Below are 23,874 nucleotides of genomic sequence, written 5' to 3' on the forward strand. Positions count from 1 at the left end.
TCGTCAGCTTGCGCCGTAGCGCGTCCGGTAGGCCAACACACCCTCACGGTGGGCGTCCAGCGTGTGGTCGGCGCGCCCCGTGAGGTACTGTAACAAGTCATCGAGCGTGGCGATGGCCGTCACCTGCAAGCCGAGCTGTTTTCGTACATATTGCACGGCGCTGTAGTCGACGTCGACGCCGTTCTCGGTCGCCTTCTCCTGCCGATCGAGCGCAATCGCCACCGCATGCGGCGTGGCCCCGGCCGCCTCGATGATCGCGATCGACTCGCGCACCGCGGTGCCGGCCGACATCACGTCGTCGACGATCAGCACCCGGCCCCGCAGCGGTGCGCCGACCAGGCTGCCGCCCTCGCCATGTGCCTTGGCCTCCTTGCGGTTGTAGGCAAACGGCACGTTGCGGCCCCGCCGCGCGAGCTCGACCGCCACCGTGGCGCCCAGCGGAATGCCCTTGTAGGCCGGGCCGAAGACCATGTCGAACTCCAGCCCGCTGGAGATCAGCCGCTCTGCATAGAATTCGGCCAGCCGGGCCAGCTTGGCGCCGTCGTCGAACAGGCCGGCATTGAAGAAATACGGGCTGATGCGGCCCGACTTGATCTTGAACTCGCCGAAGCGCAGCACGCCGGCATCGAGTGCGAACTGCACGAAATCCTGGGCCAGCTGCTTCGAGCCGTTGTCCGAACCACCACTCACAGCCATCTGGAAATCCTTGTTGTGTTCAAACTGACCAGCCTCAACCTCAATGGCCTGCGCTCGGCCTCCACCAAAGGCGTGGCCGACTGGGTGGCCGAACTGGCGCCGGATTGTATTTGCATGCAGGAGATTCGCGTGCAGGCCAGCGACGTCACCGGCCGCTTCGAAGAGATGGCCGGACTCAAGGGCCACTTCCACTATGCCGAGAAAAAAGGCTACGCCGGCACCGCGATCTACAGCCGGCACGTGCCGAGCGACGTGATCGTCGGCTGGGGCGACAAGGAGTTCGATGCCGAGGGCCGGTATCTCGAACTGCGCTTCGACACGCCCAAGCGGAAGTTCTCGGTCATCAGCTGCTACTTCCCGAGCGGCTCATCGGGCGAGGAGCGCCAGGCTGCCAAGTTCCGCTTTCTGGCCGGCTTCTTCCCCTACCTGATCGCGCTGAAGAAAGCGCGCGAGTTCGTGCTGTGCGGCGACATCAACATCGCGCACAAGGAAATCGACCTCAAGAACTGGCGCGGCAACCAGAAGAACAGCGGCTTCCTGCCCGAAGAACGCGCCTGGATGACCCGGCTGCTCGATGCAAGCGTGGAAGGCGCCGGCCTGGTCGACGTCTACCGAATGCTGAAGCCCGACACCACCGACGCCGCCTACACCTGGTGGAGCAACCGCGGCCAGGCCTACGCCAACAACGTGGGGTGGCGGCTCGACTACCACCTGGCCACGCCGAAAACCGCGGCACTGGCCCGCAGCGAAGAAATCTACAAGACCGTGAAGTTCAGCGACCACGCGCCAATCACGGTCGACTACGACTTCACGCTTTAGCCGCGCGAAAGCCGTGCCGTAGCCGAGGTCAGGCCAGCTCGAACAGCACGTCCTGCGCGCCTTCCCACAGCACCTTGGTGCCGAGCTTGCGCAGGTTTTCCTTGCCTTCGACGATGGTCAGGAAGTGGTTGCCCGCGAGCTGCCCCATCTTGCTGGCGAAGCTGCAGGCGCCGTAGGCCAGGATGATCTCGGTTTCGCTGTAGCCGCCCGGGTAGAACAGGATGTCGCCGACCGACGGGTGGCTGGTGTGGTTCTCGAAGCCAACGGGTGCGCCGTCGTTCTCCAGCTTGAACTCGCCCAGCGGCACCCAGCAACCTTCGCCGCTCCAACGCACATGGATCAGCTTTTGCCGATACGGCAGCAGCTTGGCGAACGCGGCCATGGTGAGCGGCGCGTCGGGATGGGTTTCGGCGACGAAGTCGAAGCCGCCGGCGGTGATCTTGAGTCGGGTCATGTCGTTTCTATGGTTTGAGCAATCAGCCGCAGCAGCCACCGAAGTGGCCGTGGCGGTAAAAAGGGGCGCGGTCTTCGGCCAGCGCCTCCCCGGTGCCGCGCCAGTCGTGGTGGCCTGCATCGGCCGCCAGCGTAGCGCGCATGCGGGCCAGCAATTCTGCCTGCTCAATGGCAGCGACCGGACCCCGCTGTAGCAGCGGAACTGATCCATCGCGTGCTCATGGTGCGCGACCGCCGCGGGAGTTGCACGTGACGACATGGCCTGCGTGATCCCAGATCATGAAAGGGCTCCCCGGGAATTCGGTGCAGACGAGGTCGCTTCGCTGGTTTGCTCCGGCTGCGAGACATCGCGAAACAGCAACATGTCGCGCACGCGGCGCGATGCGCCGTCGTAGAAGCCATGCGCGGCGTCCTCCTGAACCCGTTGCGGATTCACGAAGGTGCCGAACACCATGTCCCACAGCGGGAGATCGGCATAGTTGTGCCCGTGCACGCCGCGGGCGTGGTGCACGGCATGGCTCTCGGGCCTCTGCACGATGTAGCCGAGCCACCTCGGCGTCGCAACATTGGCATGCTGGAAGATGCCCGCGAAGGTCAGCACCGCCGTGGCGATGGCGCCGGCCTGCGGCGAAAGACCGAGCACGGGAAACAGAACGATGCTCGACAGCGACACGAAGATGGCCGCGTCGATCGGATGCAGGTAGTAAGCGCCCCAGACGTCGAGCGATTCCGCGCTGTGGTGCATCTGGTGGCCCAGGCGCCAGAGCCACCCATGGCGATGCGCGCTGCGGTGATACCAGTAATGCGCAAGCTCGTAGCAGAGCACGCCCGCGAGAGCGCCGGCCGCCGTGCCGAGTTGTTTCCCGTCGAGCAGACTCTTGCCATTGAACAGTTCGGCCCATGCGAAGCCAACGGCCAGCGAGAGGACGAAATTGAATGCGGTGACGGCGAGCGCGCGGACGCGCCACCCGCGCGCGACCGGTTGCGGACGCGCCCGGTGCACAAGGTCGAGCAGCAGAAAGGCCGGCAAGATGCCGAGCGTGATGAGTTCGAGGGTGGTCATGAAGGCTTCCTTTTGTCAAAGCGTTGGAGGGAGGACGCCGAATGTAGGAACGGCGCGTCCCCTGCGCGTCCCCTGGGCGATCCCCTTCTGCTTTCCGGGTGACTCCGGGTAAGGCCGGCTATAACCGCGCCATGGCAGATCACGCTTTGCAAGACAGGCTCGCGCTGCGCCTCTTCGGCGTTCCGGGGCTTTTCCTGGATGGCGTAGATACCGGCCTGGCACTGCGGCGCGCGTTCGCGTTGCTGGGTTACCTTGCACATGCCGGCCGGCCGGTATCGCGTTCGGTGCTGGCCGGGCTGCTGTGGCCGGACGCGTCCGAGGCGCAGGCACGCACCCGTCTGCGACGCCTGGTGTATGCGGTGGACCACCAGGTTGGCGGCGCGCTGTTCGAAGCGGACGCGACCAGCATCGGGCTCGGCACACGCACCCTGCACGTCGACGTGCTCGCGTTCGCGCGCGAGGCGAAGGCCGCTGCCTCGCTGCCGCCGGCCGACCCTCCAGCGCTCGCCGCGCTGCAGCAATGGTCTGAACGCGCCGTGCAACCGATCTTCGGCGGCATGTCGAGCGGCGCCGAGACGCTCGACGACTGGGTGCGCGGCCTGCAGATTGAACACGACCAGCTGCACCGTCGCCTGCTGGCCATGCTGGCCGAGCGGCATGCCGCCGACGGCGACGTCGCAGCAGCCATTGCACTGGCCGAACGGCTCGTGCGCATGGGTCCCGGCTGCGAATCGAGCTATGTACTGCTGATGGAACTGGAGGCACGGTCGGGCAATGCGTCCAGCGTCGAAGCGGTGTATGCGCGCTGCGCAGAAGCCTTGCGTGCCGACTACGGAATCGCACCGAGTGCGCAAACCGAGGCCGCCTACGCCACGCTCATGCGCAAGCTCGCCGGTGCGCGCGCGAGCGTCGAGAGGGAACCGCTGAACGTGCGCTATGCGGCCTCGACCTCGGGCGCGCTGGCCTACGCCATGCTGGGGGATCGCGGTGACGCTCTGGTGGTGGCGCCGGGCTTTCTGTCGAACATCGAGATCGGCTGGGAGGATCCGTACATCCGCGCCTTCATTCAGCGCCTGGCGGCGCACTTTCGCGTTGTCATGTTCGACCGCCGCGGGGTCGGCTTGTCGGAACGGCTCGACGTGAACTCCTCCGCGCACGCGACGGCAACGGACATCCGACTGATCCTCGACGACGCGGGCATCGAGAAAGCCTGGATCTTCGGCTCGTCGGAAGGCGGCCCTGCGGCGATCACGATGGCCGTCGACCACCCCGCACGGGTGCAGGGCCTGTTGCTGTTCGGCGCGATGGCCAAGGGATGCTCGGCACCGGACTACCCCCACGCGCTGCCGCCCGGCGCCTTCGACGTGTGGCTCTCCAGGCTTGTGGCGGTATGGGGCGGGCCTGCCGGCATCGAAGCCTTTGCACCCGAAGCACAGGCCGACCCGGCGCTGCGGGCCTGGTGGGCGCGCATGATCCGGCATTCCACCTCCCCCGGCGCGCTGGCGGAGACACTCCGGGCCTTCCGCGATGTCGATGTGCGCGAAGACGCTGCGCGCGTCAGGTGCCCCGCGCTCGTGATGCACCGCACCGGCGATCGTGCGGTGCGGGTGGGCGCCGGCGCCGACCTCGCCAGGCGGATCAGCGGCTCGAAATGGCTAGAGCTCGAAGGCGACGACCACTGGTGGTGGCGCGGCGATACGCGTCCGCTGCTGGATGCGATGTTTGCGTTCGTGCAGGCGCGATGACCGCATCACCCCGCCGCATGCCGCGCCAAATGCACCTGATGCAGCGTGATCTTCCGCACCTCGGCCTGGCTCGTCTCGATGTGCGCCCGTAGCAGCATCGCGGCCTGGTCGCCGCGGTTGGCGCGCACGGCTTTCAGGATCTTGGCGTGTTCGTCGTAGGTGGCGTCGATGCGCGGCTGCTTGGTGAAGTCGAGCCTGCGGATGATGCGGATGCGGTCGGTCACGTCGCTGTGCACGCGGGCCATCTCGGCGTTGCCGGCTGCGGCGACCAATGCGCAGTGAAACTCCTCGTCCCACTGCGCGACCTGCGTGGCGTCCGTGCTGCGCTGGGCGGCGGGCACCAGCCAGATGCCGACCAGCTTCTCGAGCAGGCCGCGGTCGATGTGGCGGTCGGTCTCGCAGAGGCGGTGTGCAGCGGTGGTCTCCAGCACCATGCGCAGGTCGTACAACTGCTCGAACTGGTCGAAGTCGAAGGGCAGCACGCGCCAGCCGCTCCTGAACAGCACCTCGACGTAGCCCTCTTGCTGCAGCCTGAACAGCGCCTGCCGCACCGGTGTGCGTGACACGCCAAGGCGTTCGCTGATTTCGTTTTCGGTGAAGCGGTCGCCGGGCACCATGCGGAACTCGGCCACGTCGCGCTTCAGTTGCGCATACACCTCGTCGGCGCGTGTGCGGAACACGACGGCATTGACGGTGGCGGCGGGATGGGGAACGGCTTGAACGATGGACACCGTGGAATGTTAGTCGCTGCTGCAGTCCGGGTCAGGCAGCGGGCAGAACGGCCAGCAGCGCAGCGCTCGGCGCCGTCCACCCGACGATGGCGCCTTGCGCGCGGATCATCTCGACCGCTGCGGTCTTGAACGCGGGGAAATAGCTTTCGGTGCAGTCTTCCAGCAGCAGGCCGTCGTAGCCGCGGTCGTTGGCCTCGCGCATGGTGGTCTGCACGCAGACCTCGGTGGTGACGCCGGCAAACAGCAGGTGCGTGATGCCCCTGGCCTGCAACAACTCGTGCAGGCCGGTGGCATAGAAGGCGCCCTTGCCAGGCTTGTCGATGACGATCTCGCCCGCAATGGGCGCGAGCGCGTCGATGATCTGGTTGCCGGGCTCGCCCATCACGAGGATGCGGCCCATCGGGCCTTCGTCGCCGATGCGCAGTGTCGGCGCGCCACGGTTGCGTTTGGCGGGCGGGCAGTCCGACAGGTCGGGCTGGTGTGCCTCGCGCGTGTGCACCACCAGGCCGCCCGCCTGGCGCCAGGCCTGCAGCACGGCCTGCGTGGGCTGCACGATCGCTTCGAGCAGCGAGACGTCGTTGCCCAGCGTTTCGCCAAAGCCGCCGGGCTCGATGAAGTCGCGCTGCATGTCGATGATGACGAAGGCGGTCTTGGCGATGTCGAACGGGTAGGCGAACGGGGTCGCATCGATCTGGAGCACGCTCATGCGGCCTCCGCAACAACAGCTTCGCCAGCGTGATGGCCGTGGCCGTGGTCGCCACCGCCCATGTGCGCGCCGAGCACATGGCGCTCGGCCGTGGCCGCGTCGGTCTCGTAGACGATGCGGCCTTCGCTCATCACCACGATGCGGTCGGCCAGCTCCAGCAGTTCGTCGATGTCTTCGCTGATGAGCAGCACCGCGCCGCCCTTCTCGCGCACCTGCATGATGCGGCTGTGGATTTCGGCGACGGCCGCGAAGTCGAGGCCGAACACCGGGTTGGCCGCGATCAGCACGTCGATGTCGCCGGCCAGTTCGCGCGCCAGCACCGCGCGCTGCACGTTGCCGCCAGAGAGGCTGCGGATCGGCGCGCCCTCGCCCTGCGTCTTGACGCCGTACTCGGCAATCCATTCGCGCGCGCGGCTGCGCCACACCGGAAAACGCAGCAGGCCGCCGCTGGCCAACGGCGGCTGATCGAAGTCGCGCAGCGCCATGTTCTCGGCCACGCTGAGGTCGCCGACGCAGGCGTTGCGCAGCGGCTCTTCAGGCAGGCTGCGTACCTTCAGTCGGCGGTTCTCCTCGCGCCTTGCGAGATAGGGCTCGCCGCGCACCGTGACTTTGCCGGCCAGGCGCGGGCGCTGCCCCACGAGCGCTTCGACCAGCTCGCGCTGGCCGTTGCCCGAGACACCGGCCACGCCGAGGATCTCGCCGGCGCGCACCTGCAGGCTCAGGTCGTGCACGGCCAGTGTGCCGCGGTCGCCCTGCGCCACCAGGCCTTCGACCTGGAGCAGCACCTTGGCATCTCGGGCCGTGGCCTGCGCGCCATGCAGCGCGCGGCCGGTGAGCGCGGCGGGCGCCCCGGGTGCGTCTGGCAGGCCCGCCTCGGGCGGTGGTGCGTCGCCCTCGCCCATCATCGAAGCCGCGAGCTGCGCCGGGCTGGTGTCGGCCACGCGGCAATGCTTGACGGCCTTGCCGCGGCGCAGCACCGTCACGCTGTCGGCATACGCCATCACCTCGCGAAACTTGTGCGTGATGATGAGCACGGTGCACATGCCGCTCTGCGCAAAGGCGCGCACATGGCCCAGCACCTCGTCGGCCTCCTGCGGCGTGAGCACCGAAGTGGGTTCGTCGAGGATCAGCAAACGCGGCTTCAGGTAGAGCTGCTTCAACAGTTCGAGCTTCTGCTTCTCGCCGGCCGCGAGCGACGAGGGCGTGACGTCCAGATCCAGGCTGAACGGCGTGGTCGCCAGAAAGGCCTGCAGCTCGGCGCGCTTGACCTTCCAGTCAATCAACGCCGGTGTCTTGCCGCCCGCGAGCAACAGGTTTTCGGCGACGGTCATGCCCGGCGCCAGCGTGAAGTGCTGGTAGACCGTGCCGATGCCGAGCGCGCGCGCCACGATGGGGTTGGCAATGTCCTGCTCGCGCCCGTCTATCAGGATGCTGCCCTGCTCCGCGCGCTGGAAGCCGGCCACGCACTTCACCAGCGTGCTCTTGCCCGCACCGTTTTCGCCGAGCAGCGCGTGCACCGTGCCAGGCTCGACGCGCATGGTCACGCTGTCCATCGCGGTGAAGGCGCCGAAGCGCTTGGTGAGCTGGTAGGTGTCGAGCGCAAGGGCGCCGGTGCCGGCGGGCAAGGCGCCGATGGGGGTCGTGGCGGCTTCTTCGGGCATGGTGTCCTCGCGGGGGTCAGGTGAGCGCCGCCAGCAGTGCGGTGGACTCGGCATGCGCGCCGAACACGCCGCCCTGCATCGTGATCATCTTGAGCGCGGCCAGGTGGTTGCCGTGGTCGGTGGCGGCAGTGCAGTCCGACAGAAGCAGGCATTCGAAGCCGCGGTCGTTGGCGTCGCGCATGGTGGTGTGCACGCACACGTCGGTGGTGATGCCGGCCAGGATCAGGTTCTCGATGCCGCGCGTGCGCAGGATGAGTTCCAGGTCGGTGGCATAGAACGAGCCTTTGCCCGGCTTGTCGATGACGACCTCGCCCGGCAGCGGCGCCAGCTCTGGAATGATGTCCCAACCCGGCTCGCCCCGCACCAGGATGCGGCCGCACGGCCCGTCGTCGCCGATGCCGACGCCGTTGGCGCCGATCTGGCGCGAGCGCCAGCGCTTGTTGGGCGGCAGGTCGGCCAGGTCGGGCCGGTGCCCTTCGCGCGTGTGGATGATGTGGAAGCCCAGAGGCCGCAATGCCGCCAGCGTGCGCGCGATCGGCTGGATAGGCGCCTGCACCAGCGACAGGTCGTAGCCCATCACATCGACATAGCCGCCCTTGCCGCAGAAATCGGTCTGCATGTCGATGACGATGAGCGCGGTGTTCTCCGGGCGCAGGTCGCCGTTGTACGGCCAGCCGTAGGGTTGGGCTGCAACGGTGGCGGTCATGGGATGTCTTTACCGTGTCGAAGAGAGTTCACCCGGACTGCCGATCGCCACGCTGCCCGGCTTGCAGGTGAGCACCAGGATCACGAGCGTGAGCACGTAGGGCACCGTGTTGAACAGGTGATAGCCCCAGCCCACGCCCACCGACTGCAGCGCCGGCCCGATCGCGCCCGCACCGCCGAAGAGAAACGCCGCACCGACGCAGCGCAGCGGGCTCCAGCGCGCGAAGATCACCAACGCCACCGCGATCAGGCCTTGCCCGCTCGAGATGCCTTCGTTCCAGCTGCCCGGATAAAACAGCGTGAGCGATGCACCACCGAGCCCGGCGATGGCGCCGCCCGCCGTGGTGGCCGCGATGCGGATGCCCGACACCGAGTAACCCAGTGCACGGGTGGCATTGGCCGAGTCGCCCGCCATGCGCACCAGCAGGCCGGCACGCGTGCGGGCGAAGGCCCACCAGAGAAACACCGCGAACACGATGCCGATCGGCACCAGCGCGTTGACCTGCAGCGCCGCGCGCACCACCGTGTTGTCGCTCCAGAAGCCGAGCGGAATGACCGGAAGCTGCGGCGCCTGCGGCTGGATCAGCGGCTTGCCGAGGTAGAACGCGAGCCCGGTGCCGAACAGCATCAGCGCGATGCCGGTGGCCACGTCGTTGACGCGGTCGAGCGAGCACAGCAGGCCATGCAGCAGCGCGAGCACTGCGCCGGCCGCGGCACCGACCAGCACGCCGATCCAGGCCGAGTCGAAGAGGTAGGCCCCGCCGAAGGCGGCCATGGCCGACAGCACCAGCACGCCTTCGAGGCCCAGGTTGATGCGGCCCGATTTCTCGGTGAGGCATTCGCCCAGGCTCACAAACAGGAATGGCGCACCCACTCGCAAGGCGCCGCCAACGATGCCGGCAACCAGCGCAATCCACTGGTCGGCGGTCATGCAGTGGTCTCCTTCACCAGCTTGGGCTGAACCGCGCGCGGCATGCGGTTGCGGAACAGCGTCTTCCAGTCGACCATGCGCAGGCCTTCGCTCGCCAGGATCAGCACGAAGGCCATGCCCTGCAGCACCTGCACCGAGGCATCGGGCAGGCCGAGCCGGCGTTGCAGTAGGCTGCCCGCCGCGCCGAAGCCGCCGAACAGGATGGCCACGGGGATGATTGCAATGGGGTTGTGCCGCGCGATGAACGACACCAGGATGCCCGCGTAGCCGTAGCCCGCGATCATCGAAGCGTTCGCGTTGGTGTGCACTGCCGCCACCTCAACCGCACCGGCCAACCCGGCGCACGCGCCGCCAAGGCCGCAGGCCGCGAGGATCAGCCGCGTGGCCGGCAGGCCAACGAGTTGCGCGGTGCGCGGGTTGCCGCCGACCACGCGGATCGAGAAGCCCGACGCCGTGGCGCGCAGCCAGAGCCCGAGCCCGATGCAGGCCACCGCGGCTATCGCCAGGCCCCAGTGCACGTCGGAGCCGAACATCCCGCCGATCAGCAGCCCTTCGGCCAGCGAATGCGTCGACGGCTTGTTGAGGCTGGCCGGGTCGCGCAGCAGGCCTTCGACCAGGTGCTTGAAGATGCCGATGGCAATGTAGGCCAGCAGCAGGCTGCTGATGGTTTCATTGATGCCGCGGTACTGGCGCAGCCAGCCGGCCAGCATGATCCACAGCGCGCCAGCGGTGGCGCCGGCGATGCACACGAACACGGTACCCACGATGCTGCCCGGTAGCGGCACGATGTAGGGCAGCGCGGCGCAGGCCAGTCCGCCCAGCACCAGCGCGCCCTCGCCGCCGATGATGATGAGTCCGGCGCGCGCCGGAATCGCCACGCACAGCGCCGTCAGCATGAGCGGTGCAGCGCGCTGCAGCGTGTTCTGCCACGAGAACCAGTCGCCGAACGCGCCCTTGAACAGCGTGACCCACACGTCCACCGGGTTGACCCCGGCGAACCAGACCAGCACCCCGAACACCAGCAGCGCCGCCGCGATGGCGAACGCCGGCAGGGCGATTTCCTTGATGGCATTGCGCATGATGCGGCCCCTGTTTTCAGGCTTCAGTCGCGGGCAGCCGCGGAACCGGCTTTGCCGGGCCGCCGGCTGCGCCCCCTTGCAAAGGGGGTTGGCGAAGCGACACGCAGTGCGCGAAGACTGGGGGATGTCATCCAATACTACCCAGCACGCCTTCAACCAGGTAGTTCATCTTTTCGAGCTCGAGGTCGGTCTGCTTGAGCACCTTGCCGGCCGGCACCACAACGGCGCCCTTGTTGTCCTTGATGCCGTCCTTGAAGATGTCGAAATTGCCCGCGACCATCTTGGCCTTGATCTCGTCGGCCTGCTTCTTCGCTGCATCTGTGACCATCGAGCCGTAGGCCGACATCTTCACGAAGCCTTCCTTCAGGCCCCCGCGCAGGAAGTTGGGATGCGGCTTGCCGGTCTGCGCCGCTTCGATGATGGTCTTGTATGCGGTGAGCCAGTTCCACTCGGCGCCGGTGAGGTAGGCGGCGGGCGCCAGCTTGGCCTGGCTCGCGTGGTAGCCGCACACCATCTTGCCGCGCTTGGCGGCCGTCTCGACCACCACCTTGGGGCCATCGACGTGCATCGTGAACACGTCGCAGCCCTGGTCGGCCAGGCTGTTGGTGGCCTCGGCTTCCTTCACGGCCATCGACCAATCGCCGGTGAAGATCACGCTGCAGGTGATGCCGGGCTTGACCGAGCGCGCACCGAGCGTGAAGGCGTTGATGTTGCGCAGCACCTGCGGAATCGGCTTGGCCGCGACGAAGGCAATCTTGTTGCTCTTGGTCATGTGCGCCGCGATCACGCCGTTGAGGTACTGGCATTCGTCGATGTAGCCGAAGAAGCTGCCCGCGTTCTTCGGGTGCTTGCCTTCCGTCCACATGCCGCCGCAATGCGAGAAGCGCACGTCGGGGTACTTGGCGGCCAGCGCCAGCAGGTGGGGATCGAAGTAGCCGAACGAGGTGGGGAACAGCAGCTTGGCGCCGTCCTGCGCAATCATGCCGGTCATGGTCTTCTGCACCGCGGCGGTTTCGGGCACGTTCTCTTCCTCGACCACCTTGATGCCGGGCAGCTTCTTGATTTCGGCGGCGGCCTGCGCGTGCGCCTGGTTGTAGCCGTAGTCGTCGCGCGGGCCGACGTAGATCACGCCCACGGTCAGCGGCTTCTGGGCATTGGCAAGCGCGCTCCAGCCGCCGAGCGTGGTGGCGGCGCCGAGCGCGGCGATGGATTTGAGGGAGTCGCGACGGTTGATCTGGCTCATGGTGTGCTCCAAAGAAAGACGGAAACAGGGCGGGGACAACTTGGATACAAGACGGTGTGCATAAAGCGTGCCTGCGCGGATCAGCCCAGAGGGCTGACGTGCGCGGCCACGACGCGCCAGCCTTGTGCGGTTCGCATCCAGGTCTGGCTCTGGCGCCCCGTCCTTGGGCTTCCGTGGCGCTGGAATTCGACGTTGGTGGTGGCGAAATCGGTGCCGTAGGTAGTGATGACGGTGCGCAGGATGTCGCGCGAGAGGCCCGTGGCGGGCCGGCCGGCGCGGAAGTTCTTGATGGCGTCGTAGCCGTAGAGGTTTTCGGTGGCGCCGTAGCGCAGCGTGTGCGCGCTGTCCCAGAACAGTTCGTCGAGCACCTCGACCTTGTTGTTCACGAGTGCGTCTTCGTAACGCGCAAAGGCGGCGGTGACCTCGGCCACGATGTCTGGCAGGTTGATGGCCAGGGACATTGCTTCATTCATGTCGGTTGCTTGCGTTCGTGCGTTCGTGCGTTCGGGGAGATTCAGGGCGCGTGCCGAGGACACCGGGTATCCCCCTCCGCGAATGTCCCCCGGGCTTCGCCCTCCTCCTTTATTTCGCTGCGGGGGACACCCGATGCCCTTGGCACGGGTGACGCTGTGTTGTTTTCGTCGATGAACCGCCGCTCTGACGGATCTCGCCGATGGCGTGCTCTGCGCAGCGAAATAAAGGAGGAGGCCGCAGGCCGGGGGACATTCGCGGAGCAGAGTACGCCGTCGGCGTGATCCCGCCCTGAAGCAGGCAACCAGCTCATAGCGCTGCCACCGGCGACTGCGCCACCCCAGCGCTTTCAAGCGCCGCCGCGACACGCAGCACAAGGTCTTCGCGCCAAGGCGCACCGATGACCTGCACGCCGATCGGCAGGCTGGCATGCGCGCCCCACACCGGCACGCCGCACACCGGCAGTCCGATGCACGAGATCGGCTGCGTCAGCACGCCCATGTTCGGGCGCACCGGCAGTTGGTGGCCGTTGATGTCAAACCATTCCGCACCGATCGGCGTCGCGGCGCAGGGCGTGGACGCGGCCAGCAGGATGTCGAAGCGCTCGAACAGCTTTGCCACGCGCTCCGCATACAGACGGCGCACGCGCTGCGCCCGCGCTACCCAAGCCGCCGGCAACAGCGCCCCCGCGAGGAAGCGGTCGCGCGAGAGCGGTTCGAAGTCTTGCGGGCGCTTGCGCAAGTTGGCCAGATGCAGCGCGGCGCCTTCCGAATTGGTAATGAGAAACGCGGCGGCACGGCCGGCCTCGACCATCGGCAACTCGACGACCTTGCGGGCGCCCAGCGCTTCGGCCACGCGGTCGACCGCGCTCAGGGCGTCGGCCTGCGCGCGCTGGCGGAAGTAACCGCCCAGCACGCCGATGCGCAGCCCGGCCACGCCGTGCGTCAGTTGCGACACAGTGGGCTCGGCGGCGCGCTGCGCGCAGCCGGGATCGTGCGGCTCGACCGTCTCGGGGCCCTGCATCGCGTCGTAGGCGAGTGCGAGGTCGCGCACCGAACGCGCGAACGGCCCGAGGTGGTCGAGGCTCGATATGAACGGGTAGCTGCCGGTGCGCGGCAGCCGTCCGAAGGTCGGCTTGAGCCCGAAGATGCCGCACAGCGAGGCCGGCACGCGGATCGACCCGTTGGTGTCGGAGCCGAGCGTGAGCGGCACCTGGCCGGCCGCGACCGCCGCACCCGAACCGCCCGAGGAGCCGCCCGCGATGCGCGTGAGGTCGTGCGGGTTGTGCACTGCGCCCACGTGGCTGTTCTCGGTGGTGAAGCCGTAGGCGTACTCGTCCATGTTGAGCGCGCCGACCAGCACCGCACCGGCGCTCTCGAGCCGCCGCACCAGCGCTGCGTCCGCGCGCATCGGCGTACTGCTGCGCTCGATCTTCGAGCCGGCGAGCGTGGGCAGGCCGGCGATGTCGAACAGGTTCTTGACGGCGAAGGGCACGCCCAGCAGCGGCAGCTCGCGCGTGCGTGCGCCGTTGGCCGACGCGAGCGAGCCGTCGACCTGGCCGGCGCGCCGCAGCGCGCGTTCGCGCACCACGTCTGTGAAGGCGTTGACGCGTGGGTCGGTCGCGGCAATGCGGTCCAGGCTGGCCTGCACCAGCGCGACGGCACTGACCGCATTGCTGCGCACCGCATCGGCCATCGCCGATGCGTCTTTCAGCAAAAGGTCGGCCGCACTCATGCCTCTGGCTCCCTCGGCGACACCGGCACGAAGCTCACCGCGGGCTCGGCATGCGGATCGAGCGGCACGGCCTCGACCAGCGCCGCCATTTCCGCGGCCAGCGCGAAGTAGCGCAGCACGCCGGGGCGATGCTCGGGCCGCAGCTTCAGGTCGAGCGCGGCGGCAGCCGCGTCGACATAGGCTTCGGTCTGGGCGGGCGTCATCGCCGGACTTCCCGCTGGAAGATCTCGAGGCTGAGCTTCTTCGCCGCGATGAAGCTGGCCGCGCTGAGCGTGTCGAGCGTGCGCGGCCGTGCGTCACCGTAGGCGAGGATCTCGGCCACTTTGGTCGGCCGCTTGGTCAGCAGCAGCACCTGGTCGGCCAGGTACACGGCCTCTTCCAGGTCGTGCGACACCAGCAGCATGGTGGTGCCGGTCTGCATGAACACCTCCTGCAGCTTCTCGCGGATGAACAGCGTCATCTCGAAGTCGAGCGCCGAGAACGGCTCGTCGAGAAACAGCACCTCCGGGTTGGGCGCCAGCGCGCGCATGATCGATGCGGTCTGCTGCTGCCCGCCCGAGAGCTCGTAGGGAAAGCGCTTCAAGTCGAACTTGACGTCGAACGACGCCACCAACTCTTCCATGCGGCGGTCGACCTCGACCTTCGACCTGCCCTCCAGCTTGAGCGGGTAGGCGATGTTGTCGATGGTGCGCATCCACGGGAACATCGCTTCGCGGTAGTTCTGGAACACGTAGCCGATCTTGGTGTCCTTGAGCGATTTGCCGTCGAACAGGATCTCGCCCGAGTCGATCGGGATCAGCCCCGCGATCATGTTGATCAGCGTCGACTTGCCGCAGCCGTTGGGCCCGAACACCGAGACGATCGCATGCTTCGGAATGTCGAGGTCGAAGTTCTCGTAGAGCGGCCAACCCGCGAAGTATTTGGTCAGGCCGCGAATGGTGATGTGCGTGCCGGCGGGACCGGGCGCGAAGGCCGGCTTCGGCACGTCGGCATACACCGGGCCGTTGAGGACGATGTCAGACGAAGCGCGCATACAAGGCTCCAGATGCGGTAATACCGGAATGGGCGAATCGAAGCGCCGCGCAGCGAGCGCCGTTCGCGAGCCGTCGCGGAACCGGCTTCGCCGGGCCGCAGGCGGCGCCCCCTCGCAGGGGGTTGGCGAAGCGACACGAAGTGCGCGAAGACTGGGGGTGGGCCATCATCTTCCGCTCCAGTGCACGATGCGGCGTTCGGCCACAAGGAAAAGGATGTTGAGCGCGTAGCCCAGCGCGCCGGCCGCGAGGATGGCGGCATACATGCTCTTGACGTTGAGCACCTGCTGCGCGTCGATGATGCGATGGCCGAGGCCGTTGTCGCTGCCGATGAACATCTCGGCCACGATCACGATCACCAGCGCCATCGACACGGCCGAGCGCAGGCCCACGAACGATGGCTGCAGGCTCTCCCAGATCAGCACGTCCTTGAAAATCTGCCAGCGCGAGGCGCCCATCACGCGCGCCGCCATCACGCGCTGCTTGCGCGCGTTGATGACGCCGTAGGCGCTGTTGAAGATGACGATCAGGAACGCGCCGAAGGCCGCGATCGCCACCTTGTTGATGTCGGACACGCCGAAGATCAGCAGGAACAGCGGGATCAGCGCCGACGAGGGTGTCGAGCGAAAGAAGTCGATCAGGAACTCGACGCTGCGGTAGGCCTTCTCGTTGCTGCCCAGCAGCACGCCGAGCGGCACACCGACGACTGCCGCGATCGCGAACGCCTGCAGCGTCCGCCACACGGTAACCGCAAAGTCGAGCAGCAACGGCCCGCCCGCAAGCCCCGTGATGAGCGCGGAGACGGTGTCGGCTGGCGTCGGCAGCAGGATCGGCTTGATGAATCCGAGGCGCACCACCAGATCCCACACGATGAACAGCACCACGGGGCCGATGAACGGCAGCAGGCGGTCGCGCAGCGGCGGCTTCGGTGCCGCTGTGGCGGCGCTGGCTGGCGGAGTCCACGGCGCGGCCGTGGCGGTGTTGGCTTCGCCCATTTCAAAACTCCTTCAGGATTGCTTTTCCAGGAACACCGAGGAACCGGCTTTGCCGGGCCGCCGGTGTTGCCCCCGGGTAGGGGGTAGACGAAGCGACACGAAGTGCGCGAAGGCTGGGGGCGAGCCTCATGTCAGGCCTTGTAGAGCAGGCCGTCCACCAGCACCTTCTTTTCGAAGATGCCTTTCTCGGTGAACAGGTCGTAGAACTTCTGGAAGTACGCCACGTCGCTCGGCTTGAACTCGTTGTAGAGCATGTACGACGCGAGCGGCACCTCGGCGGTGAGCGCGCCCTCGATGGCGGTGTAGCCCTTCATGTACTGGCGCGCGTCGTCGGGCTTGCTGCGCACCAGCTCGACGCCGCGCGCGTAGGCGGCGATGAACTTCTTGGACACCTCAGGGTTCTTCTTGATGAACTCGGTGGTGAGGCTGGCCGCGCCGCCGTGCCAGGGCGCCATCGGGTCACCCAAGATGTACCTGGCGACCACGCCGGCCTCGATCACGCGGGTGGTGCCGTTCATGCGGCCGATGGTGCCGGTCGGCTCGAGCGTGTAGCAAGCGTCGACCTGGCCGGCCACCAGTGAGGCGATGTGCTGGCCGATCGGCAGTTCCGACACCGTCGCGCCGGTGGCGCCGGCGCGCTCCAGCATCGTCTTGCACAGCGTGACGTTCTGGATGCCGGGGCCGGACGCGACCTTCTTGCCCTTGAGGTCGGCCATGGTCTTGATCGGGCTGTCTTTGCCGGTGATGAACTCGTCGAGCACGAATTTCGCGTTGCTCGGGTTGGTGCAGAAAATCTTGAACAGGCCCGGCTGCGCGATCTCGCCGATCGCGAGGTTGGCCGAGCCGGTGCCGTTGGAGCTGCCGTCGGAGCGGCCCGACAGCATCGCCTCCATCACCTGCTGGGCGCCGGCGAACTTGAGCGGCTCCACCTCGAGGCCCGCTTCCTTGAAGTAGCCTTTCTCGATCGCCGCGAAGAACGGCAGGCCAGCCGCCACCGGCCAGAAGCCAATGCGGATCTTCGGGCCGGTCTGGGCGCGCACGATGGCGGGTGCGGCCAGCACGCCGAGGCCGGCGGCGCCTGCTTGCAGCAGTTTGCGGCGCGAGGGCCCGGAAGAGATTGGCTTGGGGGTCATGGAACGCTCCTGCATGAGATGGAAGTTGATGAAGGCGCGGCACTCAGGCCGCAGTGACTTGTCTCGACGCTATGAAGCGGCGCCAGCCGCCGTGTTGTGTGATGTCTTCGGCGCCCTCGAGCGCCAGCGCTTCGCACAGAAAGCCCTGCACGCTGGTGCCGTCGGCCAGCGTCAGGCTGCCGATGCCGAGAGGCGCCGGAATGAGTGCGACGAAGCTGCCGTAGTGCGCGGCGGGCATCTCCCACACCTCGACCGTGATGGCGCCGCCGGTGCCGGGCGCGACGCGCACCATGCCGGGCTTGGGCGGCACGGTGCCGGGCAGGGCGTAGAGCCGGTACTGCGCCGCGGTCTGCGTTTCGGCCAGCAGCCGCGCACCGCGCTCGCGCAGCTGGCCGTTGAGCGGCATGCCCGACAGGTGGGCGCCGACGACCGCGACCTTGACGGTGTCGGCAGTCATCGGCATTGCGACCGGCGGCGGCATGGGCTGCCCGGTGGCGCCCAGCGTGAGGCCGGTGGCGTGGTGGTAGCGCTGGCCCAGTTCGGCCAGTTGCAGGTCGCTGCCGCAAGGGCCGATCAGCGTGATGCCGAACGGCAGCCCGTCGGGCCGGATGCTGCTGGGCACCGACAGCGCCGCGTAGTCGAGCAGGTTGACGAAGTTGGTGTACGCGCCGAGTTCGCGGTTGCGCGCCACCGGGTCGGCCAGCATCGCCTCGAGAGTGCAGTGGGTGGGCGCGGTCGGCACCAGCAGCAGGTCGATGTGCTCCCACATGGGCGCCACGCGCTGCGCGAGTTCGCGCAGGCGGATCTGTGCGTCGACCAAGTCGGCCGCGTTGTAATTGCGGCCGCTCGCGAGGATGCTGCGCACCGGCTCGATCACGTCGGCCTCGTGGGCATCGAAGAACGGGCGCACGGCAGCGTAGCGCTCGGCCACCAGTGCACTGTCGTAGAGCAGCGCCGCGGCTTCGGCCAGCGGTGCATAGTCGATCGCCACGCGCTCGCCGCCGAGCGCTTCGAGCCGCGCGATCGCGTCGTCGAAGGCCGCCGCGGCGAGCTGGTCGCCGAAGAATTCGAGGGCCGAGGGCACGCCGAACCGGAAGCGCGCCGGCAGCGGCGCGCCGAGCAGCCGCAGCGGCCGCGCATAGGGGTCGGCCGCGTCAAAGCCCCTGGCCACCTGCAGCACCTGCAGCGCCAGCGCCACGGTGGGCGCGAAGACCGAGACGCAGTCGACGCTCTGGGCCGCCGGTAACACGCCGCGCGTGCTCAGCAACCCCTTGGTGGGCTTCAGCCCGACGATGTTGTTCAGGCCAGCCGGCACGCGCCCTGAGCCGGCGGTGTCGGTGCCGAGCGCGAAATCGACCTGGCCAGTGGCGACCACATAGGCCGAGCCGGAGCTGGAGCCGCCCGATACATAGCGCGCGTCGTAGGCATTGGGCACGGCGCCGTACGGCGAGCGCGTGCCGTTCAGGCCGCAGGCGAACTGGTCGAGGTTGGTCTTGCCGATCAGCGTGGCACCGGCATCGAGCAGGCGCTGCACCACATGGGCGTGTTCGGCGGGGAAGCGCTCGAACGCCGGGCAGGCGGCCGTGGTGGGCACGCCGGCCGCGTCGATGTTGTCCTTGATCGCGAAGCGCAGCCCCGCGAGCGGCCCGGTCTGCGCGCCCTGCACCGGCACGGCGAAGCGCGCGATCCAGGCGGTGGCGGCGGGTTCGTCATTCGAAGCGGGCCCGGCGAGCGGAGCCATTTCATGCACCATCATCAAGCATCCTGTCTTGTGTACATGATTAGATGCAAGCGGCGTGCCAACCGGTTTTTCGGCCGCAAGGGGGTCAAAATGGCGGGAATCGAGGAAGCAAGAAACCACCCATGACCGAAGCCGATCAAGTTCCACCCCTGCCCGACCACCTGTCGATCGACCCGCGCAGCCCACACCACGTCGCTGCCGTGTTCGAGCGCGACATCGGCATCCGCTTCAACGACAAGGAGCGTGCCGACGTGGAGGAGTACTGCATCAGCGAGGGCTGGATCAAGGTACCCGCAGGGCGGACGCTGGATCGCAAGGGCAAGCCGCTGCTGATCAAGCTGAAGGGGCGAGTCGAGGTGTTCTACCGGTAGTCAACCACGGGTTTCCCGTCCAACCATCATGAAAAAACTTGCTGTCCTGGCCTTCCTGGGCCTCATGAGCACCTTCAGTGCCGTGGCCCAGAGCGACAACGACGTGTACGAAAGCGACCGCAGGTACTGCGCCAGCGGCCGCTCCGGCGTCGACTTCAACTCGTGCATGCGGCAGTTGCGACGCGACCGCGACCGATACGAACGACGCGAGTACGAACGACGGGACTACGAACGACGGGAATATGACGAAAGGGGCTACGACCGTCGCCAGCAATGGGCGGATCAGCCGCCGCCACCGCCGGCCCATCGTCAATGGCAGGATCAACCCAGGGAGCAGCCCAAGCTGAGCGACATGCAGCAGCGCGCCCTGGACAACTGCATGATGCTGGCGCCGCGCGACCAGCCGAGGTGCCGTGCTACGGTGATGTCGACGGTGCGCTGAGGGCGGCGGCGGCGCGGCAGTCTAAAGCCATCCGGTGGCCGGGTTCAACCCGTGCAGGGCGCCGACCCCTGCAACCGCCAGCCATGGCCAAAGGCTTGCCATGGTGTGCTCATGCGTGCGCAGCGCAGCACGAACCGGCCGCCGCTGCCGGCTTCGAGGCCGGTGCCGGCTCGTAGCGGTCGTGGTGGCGCACCCACTCCATCTTGTAGTCCACTTTGCGCTCGTCGCGGCCCTTCGGCATGAGGTCGAGCAGGTTGTAGGTGCCCATCATCACCTCCACGCCGCGCTCGTAGGTCGAGTAGGTGTGAAAGACATCGCCCGCCTCGTCCTTGCAAAACACGCTGATACCGGGCGCCTCCTCGCTCGGGAACGGACGCACGCTGTAGTTGTAATAGACCTCGCCCCTGGCCATCGCTTCCGGCGTGAAGCTGACGCCGAAATCGGGGTTGAAGTCGCTGCCATGCGACGAGACCCACATGAACTGCCAGCCCATGCGCTGGCGAAAGCGCTCGATCTCGGCCAGCGGCGCGCGCGAGACGACCAGCAACGTGACGTCGCGGTGTTCGAGGTGCACCTGCATCCCAGCGATGTGGTCGGCCATGAAGGAGCAGCTCGGGCAACCTTGCTCCCACCCCGGGCCGAACATGAAGTGCTGCACCAGCAGCTGGCTGCGTCCTTCGAACAGGTCAGCGAGCGAGCGCCGGCCCCCAGGCCCGTCGAAGGTGTAGTTCTTCTCGACGCGCTCCCACGGCAGCGCGCGGCGTTCGCGCGCGACCTGGTCGCGCAGGTGCGTCAGTTCCCTTTCGCGCGCCAGCAGCGTCTTGCGCTCGGCGACCCATCGATCCTTCGACACGACGGGATGGTTCAAGGTGCGGGCTTGTTCGGCAATGGCTGTGTTCACGATGGACTCCTTCTGCGCGATCACGATCTGACGGTTTTCGGGCGGCGCACGGCGCGGATCTTTCCGCTCTCCCCGCCGCCGGCATAAAAGAGGTCTGCACCGTCGGACTCGAGCCCGCTGACGCCGGTGCCGCTCGGCATCTCCAGCCGCTCGAGCACGGCGCCGCTCGCCGGGTCGATCCGGCGGATCTCGCTCACGTCGCCTTCCCATGTGCCGTGCCACAGCTCGCCGTCGACCCAGGTCACGCCGGTGACGAAACGGTTGGACTCGATGGTGCGCACCACGGCGCCGGTGGCCGGATCGATCTGGTGGATCTGGCGATCGCGGTACTGGCCCACCCACAGGCTGCCCTCGGCCCAGGTTAGCCCCGAGTCGCTCCCGCTGCCGGGCGCCGGGATCGACGCCACGACGTCGCCGCTGACCGGATCGATCTTGTCGATGCGCGTCTCGGCGATCTGGTAGAGGTGCGTGCCGTCGAACGCAGTGCCGGCGTCGCAGGCACAGGGCAGCGTGCGGGCGGGCTCGCCGCTACCGGGATCGAAAGCGACCAGGCTGGCCCCGGTGGCGGCCCAGACGCGGTGGCCGTCGTGGGTCACGCCGTGGATGTGCTCGACGCCGGGGAAAGGGCCGTACTCGCGCACGATCTCGGCCGCATGCGCCGTGGGCTGGGGACTGTCTTTGCTTGTGCTGCTGCTCATCGCTGGCTCCTGGTGGTGCGCCTCGGATCGGCGCCTGGAGACAACTCTATGCAAACGGCAGCGCAGCGGGGAGTAACAAGATCGTCGTGAATCCGGCCAGCGGCGGCGCGAGCCAGCGGCGCGCGCGTGCCTGCCCGATCGCGCGCACCCGCCCAGCCGCCTCGAGCTCGACCAGCGCTCGCTGGACAGTGCGCTGGCTGGCCCCCAGCGCCAACCCGAGCGCCGAGGTCGACCAGGCCGCGCCGTCGGACAGCAGCGCCACCAGCGATGCCTGGTCGCCGTCGATGGATGGTGCCAGCATGACGACCGCGCGATTACCGTGCGGCTTGAGGACGAAGCCTCGCGCGGTGGCCTCGATGTGCGCGAACGGCTTGACGAGCGCGCGCAGACGGCCGATCTCTACCCGCAGGCGCGCGCGATGCGTCTCGTCGGGCCGGCGTGTGTTGAATGCGTTCGCAATCAAGGCTTCGCGATCGACATCGCCAGGCCACGCTTCGGCGAGCGCACGCGCCAGCGCGAACAGCACCGGCCGGCGCGCCAGCGGCCGCCATGCATCGCCAGCGCCCAGGCCGCGACGGCAGGCGTCGACCACCAGTGCGTCCGAGGCCAGCAGCGCCGCGACTTCATCGAGGCGAAGCACCTGCTCGCCGCCGGCGAAGCGGCGCCGCGCGGCGGGACGGTCGAGCGCAGCCCGCAACTCCGCCAGCTCGGCCAGGAGTGCCGGCACGCGGGCCCGATCGGCCGCCTCTTGCGCCAATGCGAGCGCCGCCCGCGCCGGGACTGTGCGCAGCGAGCGCAGTGCCAGCTCCGCTTCGGTCAACTTGGCCACCGCCGCCAGCGCCGGCGGCAGTCCACGCGCATCGAGCCGCGCCAGCGCGTCGGCTGCCTCGTCGAGGCGGCCCAGCAGCACGAGCCTGCGCACCGCGATCAGCCGCGCCTGCAGCGCGTTGCCTCGATCGGCGCGCGCCTCGAGCGTGCTCGCCGCCGCCGCCAGCGGGCGCGGCGAACCACCGAGATCCCGCATGGCCAGCGCCACCTCGGCCTCGGCGACGACGCAGCGCGCGCGCGCCAGCTCCTCGTGGGCACCAAAGCCGCGGGCAGCGCGCCGCAGGAGCTCACGGGCACGCGGGTGCTCGCCGAGCTGGGCCATGGCAATGCCGCGCAAGGCCAGCGCCGGCGGGTCGTCGCGCAGGGCCACCCGCTTGAGCGCGCCGAGCGCGTCGCCGGCGGCGAGCGCACGCGCGGAGGCGGCGATCAGGGAGTCCATGGCGACAGGCTACACCGCGGCATATGGCGGCAGACGGCGGCACGCATTCGATGCGACGCATCAACGCATCTTGCAAGGGCTACAGTCGACCGGGCGCGAACGCACCACCGCATCCCAACGAAAGCCCTGGCAGAAATCTCGATGGAACCTGATCGAACGACCGAAGCACGATTGCTGGGTGTGCAGGCCGAACTGCAAGCGCTTGAGCCGATCTTTCATGGCCCGAAGTGGGGTTCGAATCGGGCCACCCTGGAAGCCATGACGGACTCCGACTTCTGGGAAGTGGGTGCGTCCGGAAGTCGATACAGCCGGGAGCATGTCTTCGAGGTTCTCAGGACCCGAACGACCACTGAAGACGAAGCTTCCTGGGAGGCCAGGGAGTTCTTCTGCCAGGAGCTCGCGCCAGCCAACTACCTGCTCACGTACACCCTCCATCAGGGCCACCGAGTGACCCGAAGAGCGACGTTGTGGCGCCGGGTCTCGGGGCGGTGGCAGGTGGTCTATCACCAGGGAACCCTGGTGGCGGGCCTGGGCGCTGGGGGCGCATGAGGGGCTACGCCTGCAAAGCGGAGGTGCGCCAAGCCCCTGTTGCGCTCCGCCCCGCCACCTGCTTGCTGCCCCGAGCCACCACGCACAACGCCGGATCGTGCACGGCTTCGAGCGGGGCGTCGGACTGCGCCTGGCAGATCGCCAGCCGTCCTCAGGAAAGCGGCCGCCCGCGGTTGCGTTCTGTCGCGGCCCCCATGGCTTCGGACATCGACGACACCACGGCGGCCCATTCCTCGCCTGTCAGCAACTGCGCGGTTTGCGAATGGAGCAGCGTGTCCTCCCGCTCCAGATGGGCGGCCATCAGCCGGCGATGCTCCTGCAGCAGGATTTCTACGACTCTGGCTGCGCCCATGTCGCCCGATCCGGCAAGCTTCAACGCGGCTTTCGACTGCGAGAGCAGGTCGTCACAGCGCTCGCTTTCCAGTTCGAGCTGATCGAGCAGTTCGTCTGCCTCGGCCGTCCTGCCACGCATGGTCTCGAGCAGCACGACGCCCTTGGGGCGGTGCGTCGCTTCTTCGAATTCCTGAAAGTGCTCGATGAGTTCGACGAGCGACGCGGCCTGCGATTGCGGGTGCGCCCAACCGGTTTTCAGCGTGCCGTCGACCAGCGTCGACAACTCGCGCATACGAGCGTGCTCGGCACGCAAGATGGCCCACGCACATTCGGCCGCCAACATGTTTTCGTCCCCTTTGAACCGGCCTGCCCTTGC

Annotated in this window: 26 protein-coding genes; 5 read left to right on the forward strand and 21 right to left on the reverse strand. The window is 67.8% G+C overall.

What is annotated here, in order from left to right; all coding sequences use genetic code 11:
* Positions 1–3 precede the first annotated feature (3 nt).
* Positions 4–696, reverse strand: coding sequence for an orotate phosphoribosyltransferase (gene pyrE, locus ACSFA8_RS05510; protein ID WP_435478510.1), 693 nt, complete (start codon positions 694–696; stop codon positions 4–6).
* A 15-nt stretch (positions 697–711) separates the two neighbouring features.
* Here pyrE and ACSFA8_RS05515 point away from each other — a divergent pair, with 15 nt between their 5' ends.
* Positions 712–1,515, forward strand: coding sequence for an exodeoxyribonuclease III (locus tag ACSFA8_RS05515; protein ID WP_435478511.1), 804 nt, complete (start codon positions 712–714; stop codon positions 1,513–1,515).
* 28 nt (positions 1,516–1,543) lie between these two features.
* Here the strand turns inward: ACSFA8_RS05515 and ACSFA8_RS05520 are convergent, their stop codons facing one another.
* Both ACSFA8_RS05520 and ACSFA8_RS05525 read right to left on the reverse strand, forming a co-directional pair.
* Positions 1,544–1,969: a DUF3830 family protein gene (locus ACSFA8_RS05520; protein WP_435478512.1), complete on the reverse strand. Its 426-nt coding sequence runs from the start codon at positions 1,967–1,969 to the stop codon at positions 1,544–1,546.
* A gap of 276 nt (positions 1,970–2,245) precedes the next feature.
* Entirely contained in the window at positions 2,246–3,031 is a 786-nt protein-coding gene (locus ACSFA8_RS05525; RefSeq protein ID WP_435478513.1) for a sterol desaturase family protein, read from the reverse strand.
* A 131-nt stretch (positions 3,032–3,162) separates the two neighbouring features.
* On the opposite strand from ACSFA8_RS05525, the gene ACSFA8_RS05530 reads away from it, so the two are divergent.
* Positions 3,163–4,776 (forward strand): bifunctional AfsR/SARP family transcriptional regulator/alpha/beta hydrolase, encoded by a 1,614-nt coding sequence (locus tag ACSFA8_RS05530; protein WP_435478514.1) that lies wholly within the window; start codon positions 3,163–3,165, stop codon positions 4,774–4,776.
* A 5-nt stretch (positions 4,777–4,781) separates the two neighbouring features.
* Here the strand turns inward: ACSFA8_RS05530 and ACSFA8_RS05535 are convergent, their stop codons facing one another.
* From ACSFA8_RS05535 to atzF, 14 genes are all read right to left on the reverse strand, one after another.
* Complete coding sequence (locus ACSFA8_RS05535) at positions 4,782–5,507, reverse strand: GntR family transcriptional regulator (RefSeq protein WP_435478515.1); 726 nt, start codon at positions 5,505–5,507, stop codon at positions 4,782–4,784.
* Between the two features lie 31 nt (positions 5,508–5,538).
* Positions 5,539–6,213, reverse strand: a complete 675-nt coding sequence (locus ACSFA8_RS05540) for a cysteine hydrolase family protein (RefSeq protein ID WP_435478516.1) — start codon at positions 6,211–6,213, stop codon at positions 5,539–5,541.
* The gene (locus ACSFA8_RS05545; protein ID WP_435478517.1) at positions 6,210–7,874 is read right to left on the reverse strand and encodes an ABC transporter ATP-binding protein; all 1,665 of its coding nucleotides are present in this window, start codon (positions 7,872–7,874) and stop codon (positions 6,210–6,212) included. Before ACSFA8_RS05545 ends, ACSFA8_RS05540 begins: the two co-directional genes overlap by 4 nt.
* Positions 7,875–7,890: 16 nt before the next feature.
* Complete coding sequence (gene biuH / locus ACSFA8_RS05550; RefSeq protein WP_435478518.1) at positions 7,891–8,580, reverse strand: biuret amidohydrolase; 690 nt, start codon at positions 8,578–8,580, stop codon at positions 7,891–7,893.
* 9 nt (positions 8,581–8,589) lie between these two features.
* Positions 8,590–9,510, reverse strand: coding sequence for an ABC transporter permease (locus tag ACSFA8_RS05555; RefSeq protein WP_435478519.1), 921 nt, complete (start codon positions 9,508–9,510; stop codon positions 8,590–8,592).
* The gene (locus tag ACSFA8_RS05560) at positions 9,507–10,589 is read right to left on the reverse strand and encodes an ABC transporter permease (RefSeq protein WP_435478520.1); all 1,083 of its coding nucleotides are present in this window, start codon (positions 10,587–10,589) and stop codon (positions 9,507–9,509) included. Before ACSFA8_RS05560 ends, ACSFA8_RS05555 begins: the two co-directional genes overlap by 4 nt.
* A 127-nt stretch (positions 10,590–10,716) precedes the next feature.
* Complete coding sequence (locus ACSFA8_RS05565) at positions 10,717–11,832, reverse strand: BMP family ABC transporter substrate-binding protein (RefSeq protein WP_435478521.1); 1,116 nt, start codon at positions 11,830–11,832, stop codon at positions 10,717–10,719.
* Positions 11,833–11,912: 80 nt separating this feature from the next.
* Entirely contained in the window at positions 11,913–12,287 is a 375-nt protein-coding gene (hpxZ, locus tag ACSFA8_RS05570) for an oxalurate catabolism protein HpxZ (protein WP_435479187.1), read from the reverse strand.
* 325 nt (positions 12,288–12,612) lie between these two features.
* The gene (locus tag ACSFA8_RS05575) at positions 12,613–14,037 is read right to left on the reverse strand and encodes an AtzE family amidohydrolase (protein WP_435478522.1); all 1,425 of its coding nucleotides are present in this window, start codon (positions 14,035–14,037) and stop codon (positions 12,613–12,615) included.
* A complete protein-coding gene (locus ACSFA8_RS05580; protein ID WP_435478523.1) occupies positions 14,034–14,240 on the reverse strand; it encodes a DUF4089 domain-containing protein in 207 nt (68 codons plus the stop codon). The genes ACSFA8_RS05575 and ACSFA8_RS05580 overlap by 4 nt, the downstream gene beginning before the upstream one ends.
* On the reverse strand, positions 14,237–15,070 hold the full coding sequence (locus tag ACSFA8_RS05585; RefSeq protein WP_435478524.1) for an ABC transporter ATP-binding protein: 834 nt from the start codon (positions 15,068–15,070) through the stop codon (positions 14,237–14,239). Before ACSFA8_RS05585 ends, ACSFA8_RS05580 begins: the two co-directional genes overlap by 4 nt.
* A gap of 165 nt (positions 15,071–15,235) precedes the next feature.
* A complete protein-coding gene (locus ACSFA8_RS05590) occupies positions 15,236–16,063 on the reverse strand; it encodes an ABC transporter permease (protein ID WP_435478525.1) in 828 nt (275 codons plus the stop codon).
* Between the two features lie 131 nt (positions 16,064–16,194).
* A complete protein-coding gene (locus ACSFA8_RS05595; RefSeq protein WP_435478526.1) occupies positions 16,195–17,196 on the reverse strand; it encodes an ABC transporter substrate-binding protein in 1,002 nt (333 codons plus the stop codon).
* A 43-nt stretch (positions 17,197–17,239) separates the two neighbouring features.
* Positions 17,240–18,952, reverse strand: a complete 1,713-nt coding sequence (gene atzF, locus ACSFA8_RS05600; RefSeq protein WP_435478527.1) for an allophanate hydrolase — start codon at positions 18,950–18,952, stop codon at positions 17,240–17,242.
* Between the two features lie 107 nt (positions 18,953–19,059).
* On the opposite strand from atzF, the gene ACSFA8_RS05605 reads away from it, so the two are divergent.
* Together ACSFA8_RS05605 and ACSFA8_RS05610 are read left to right on the forward strand one after the other, a co-directional pair.
* Positions 19,060–19,308 (forward strand): DUF3297 family protein, encoded by a 249-nt coding sequence (locus tag ACSFA8_RS05605; protein WP_286623770.1) that lies wholly within the window; start codon positions 19,060–19,062, stop codon positions 19,306–19,308.
* 28 nt (positions 19,309–19,336) lie between these two features.
* A complete protein-coding gene (locus tag ACSFA8_RS05610; protein WP_435478528.1) occupies positions 19,337–19,750 on the forward strand; it encodes a hypothetical protein in 414 nt (137 codons plus the stop codon).
* A 109-nt stretch (positions 19,751–19,859) separates the two neighbouring features.
* Here the strand turns inward: ACSFA8_RS05610 and ACSFA8_RS05615 are convergent, their stop codons facing one another.
* The 3 genes from ACSFA8_RS05615 to ACSFA8_RS05625 are packed head-to-tail and all read right to left on the reverse strand — an operon-like array spanning position 19,860 to position 22,616.
* Positions 19,860–20,651: a DUF899 domain-containing protein gene (locus tag ACSFA8_RS05615; protein WP_435478529.1), complete on the reverse strand. Its 792-nt coding sequence runs from the start codon at positions 20,649–20,651 to the stop codon at positions 19,860–19,862.
* 20 nt (positions 20,652–20,671) lie between these two features.
* Positions 20,672–21,349 carry an NHL repeat-containing protein gene (locus ACSFA8_RS05620; protein ID WP_435478530.1) on the reverse strand — a complete coding sequence of 226 codons (678 nt, stop codon included), beginning with the start codon at positions 21,347–21,349 and terminating at the stop codon, positions 20,672–20,674.
* A gap of 46 nt (positions 21,350–21,395) precedes the next feature.
* Positions 21,396–22,616, reverse strand: a complete 1,221-nt coding sequence (locus tag ACSFA8_RS05625) for a helix-turn-helix domain-containing protein (protein WP_435478531.1) — start codon at positions 22,614–22,616, stop codon at positions 21,396–21,398.
* 141 nt (positions 22,617–22,757) lie between these two features.
* Between ACSFA8_RS05625 and ACSFA8_RS05630 the strand changes: the two genes are divergently transcribed.
* Positions 22,758–23,165, forward strand: coding sequence for a nuclear transport factor 2 family protein (locus ACSFA8_RS05630; RefSeq protein ID WP_435478532.1), 408 nt, complete (start codon positions 22,758–22,760; stop codon positions 23,163–23,165).
* Between the two features lie 151 nt (positions 23,166–23,316).
* Here the strand turns inward: ACSFA8_RS05630 and ACSFA8_RS05635 are convergent, their stop codons facing one another.
* Complete coding sequence (locus tag ACSFA8_RS05635; protein ID WP_435478533.1) at positions 23,317–23,841, reverse strand: hemerythrin domain-containing protein; 525 nt, start codon at positions 23,839–23,841, stop codon at positions 23,317–23,319.
* Positions 23,842–23,874 lie beyond the last annotated feature (33 nt).

The organism is Variovorax nitratireducens (genome assembly GCF_051216545.1).
Taxonomy (GTDB): domain Bacteria; phylum Pseudomonadota; class Gammaproteobacteria; order Burkholderiales; family Burkholderiaceae_C; genus Variovorax.

Excerpts from the sequence above, each read along its gene's own strand:
- ACSFA8_RS05580 (WP_435478523.1), bottom strand. The coding sequence starts at position 14,240 with ATGACGCCCGCCCAGACCGAAGCCTATGTCGACGCGGCTGCCGCCGCG.
- ACSFA8_RS05575 (WP_435478522.1), bottom strand. The coding sequence starts at position 14,037 with ATGAGTGCGGCCGACCTTTTGCTGAAAGACGCATCGGCGATGGCCGAT.
- ACSFA8_RS05525 (WP_435478513.1), bottom strand. The coding sequence starts at position 3,031 with ATGACCACCCTCGAACTCATCACGCTCGGCATCTTGCCGGCCTTTCTG.
- ACSFA8_RS05625 (WP_435478531.1), bottom strand. The coding sequence starts at position 22,616 with ATGGACTCCCTGATCGCCGCCTCCGCGCGTGCGCTCGCCGCCGGCGAC.
- ACSFA8_RS05590 (WP_435478525.1), bottom strand. The coding sequence starts at position 16,063 with ATGGGCGAAGCCAACACCGCCACGGCCGCGCCGTGGACTCCGCCAGCC.
- ACSFA8_RS05530 (WP_435478514.1), top strand. The coding sequence starts at position 3,163 with ATGGCAGATCACGCTTTGCAAGACAGGCTCGCGCTGCGCCTCTTCGGC.
- ACSFA8_RS05610 (WP_435478528.1), top strand. The coding sequence starts at position 19,337 with ATGAAAAAACTTGCTGTCCTGGCCTTCCTGGGCCTCATGAGCACCTTC.
- ACSFA8_RS05635 (WP_435478533.1), bottom strand. The coding sequence starts at position 23,841 with ATGTTGGCGGCCGAATGTGCGTGGGCCATCTTGCGTGCCGAGCACGCT.
- ACSFA8_RS05545 (WP_435478517.1), bottom strand. The coding sequence starts at position 7,874 with ATGCCCGAAGAAGCCGCCACGACCCCCATCGGCGCCTTGCCCGCCGGC.
- ACSFA8_RS05605 (WP_286623770.1), top strand. The coding sequence starts at position 19,060 with ATGACCGAAGCCGATCAAGTTCCACCCCTGCCCGACCACCTGTCGATC.
- ACSFA8_RS05520 (WP_435478512.1), bottom strand. The coding sequence starts at position 1,969 with ATGACCCGACTCAAGATCACCGCCGGCGGCTTCGACTTCGTCGCCGAA.
- ACSFA8_RS05540 (WP_435478516.1), bottom strand. The coding sequence starts at position 6,213 with ATGAGCGTGCTCCAGATCGATGCGACCCCGTTCGCCTACCCGTTCGAC.
- ACSFA8_RS05555 (WP_435478519.1), bottom strand. The coding sequence starts at position 9,510 with ATGACCGCCGACCAGTGGATTGCGCTGGTTGCCGGCATCGTTGGCGGC.
- pyrE (WP_435478510.1), bottom strand. The coding sequence starts at position 696 with ATGGCTGTGAGTGGTGGTTCGGACAACGGCTCGAAGCAGCTGGCCCAG.
- ACSFA8_RS05585 (WP_435478524.1), bottom strand. The coding sequence starts at position 15,070 with ATGCGCGCTTCGTCTGACATCGTCCTCAACGGCCCGGTGTATGCCGAC.
- ACSFA8_RS05595 (WP_435478526.1), bottom strand. The coding sequence starts at position 17,196 with ATGACCCCCAAGCCAATCTCTTCCGGGCCCTCGCGCCGCAAACTGCTG.
- ACSFA8_RS05630 (WP_435478532.1), top strand. The coding sequence starts at position 22,758 with ATGGAACCTGATCGAACGACCGAAGCACGATTGCTGGGTGTGCAGGCC.
- ACSFA8_RS05565 (WP_435478521.1), bottom strand. The coding sequence starts at position 11,832 with ATGAGCCAGATCAACCGTCGCGACTCCCTCAAATCCATCGCCGCGCTC.
- atzF (WP_435478527.1), bottom strand. The coding sequence starts at position 18,952 with ATGATGGTGCATGAAATGGCTCCGCTCGCCGGGCCCGCTTCGAATGAC.
- biuH (WP_435478518.1), bottom strand. The coding sequence starts at position 8,580 with ATGACCGCCACCGTTGCAGCCCAACCCTACGGCTGGCCGTACAACGGC.
- ACSFA8_RS05620 (WP_435478530.1), bottom strand. The coding sequence starts at position 21,349 with ATGAGCAGCAGCACAAGCAAAGACAGTCCCCAGCCCACGGCGCATGCG.
- ACSFA8_RS05560 (WP_435478520.1), bottom strand. The coding sequence starts at position 10,589 with ATGCGCAATGCCATCAAGGAAATCGCCCTGCCGGCGTTCGCCATCGCG.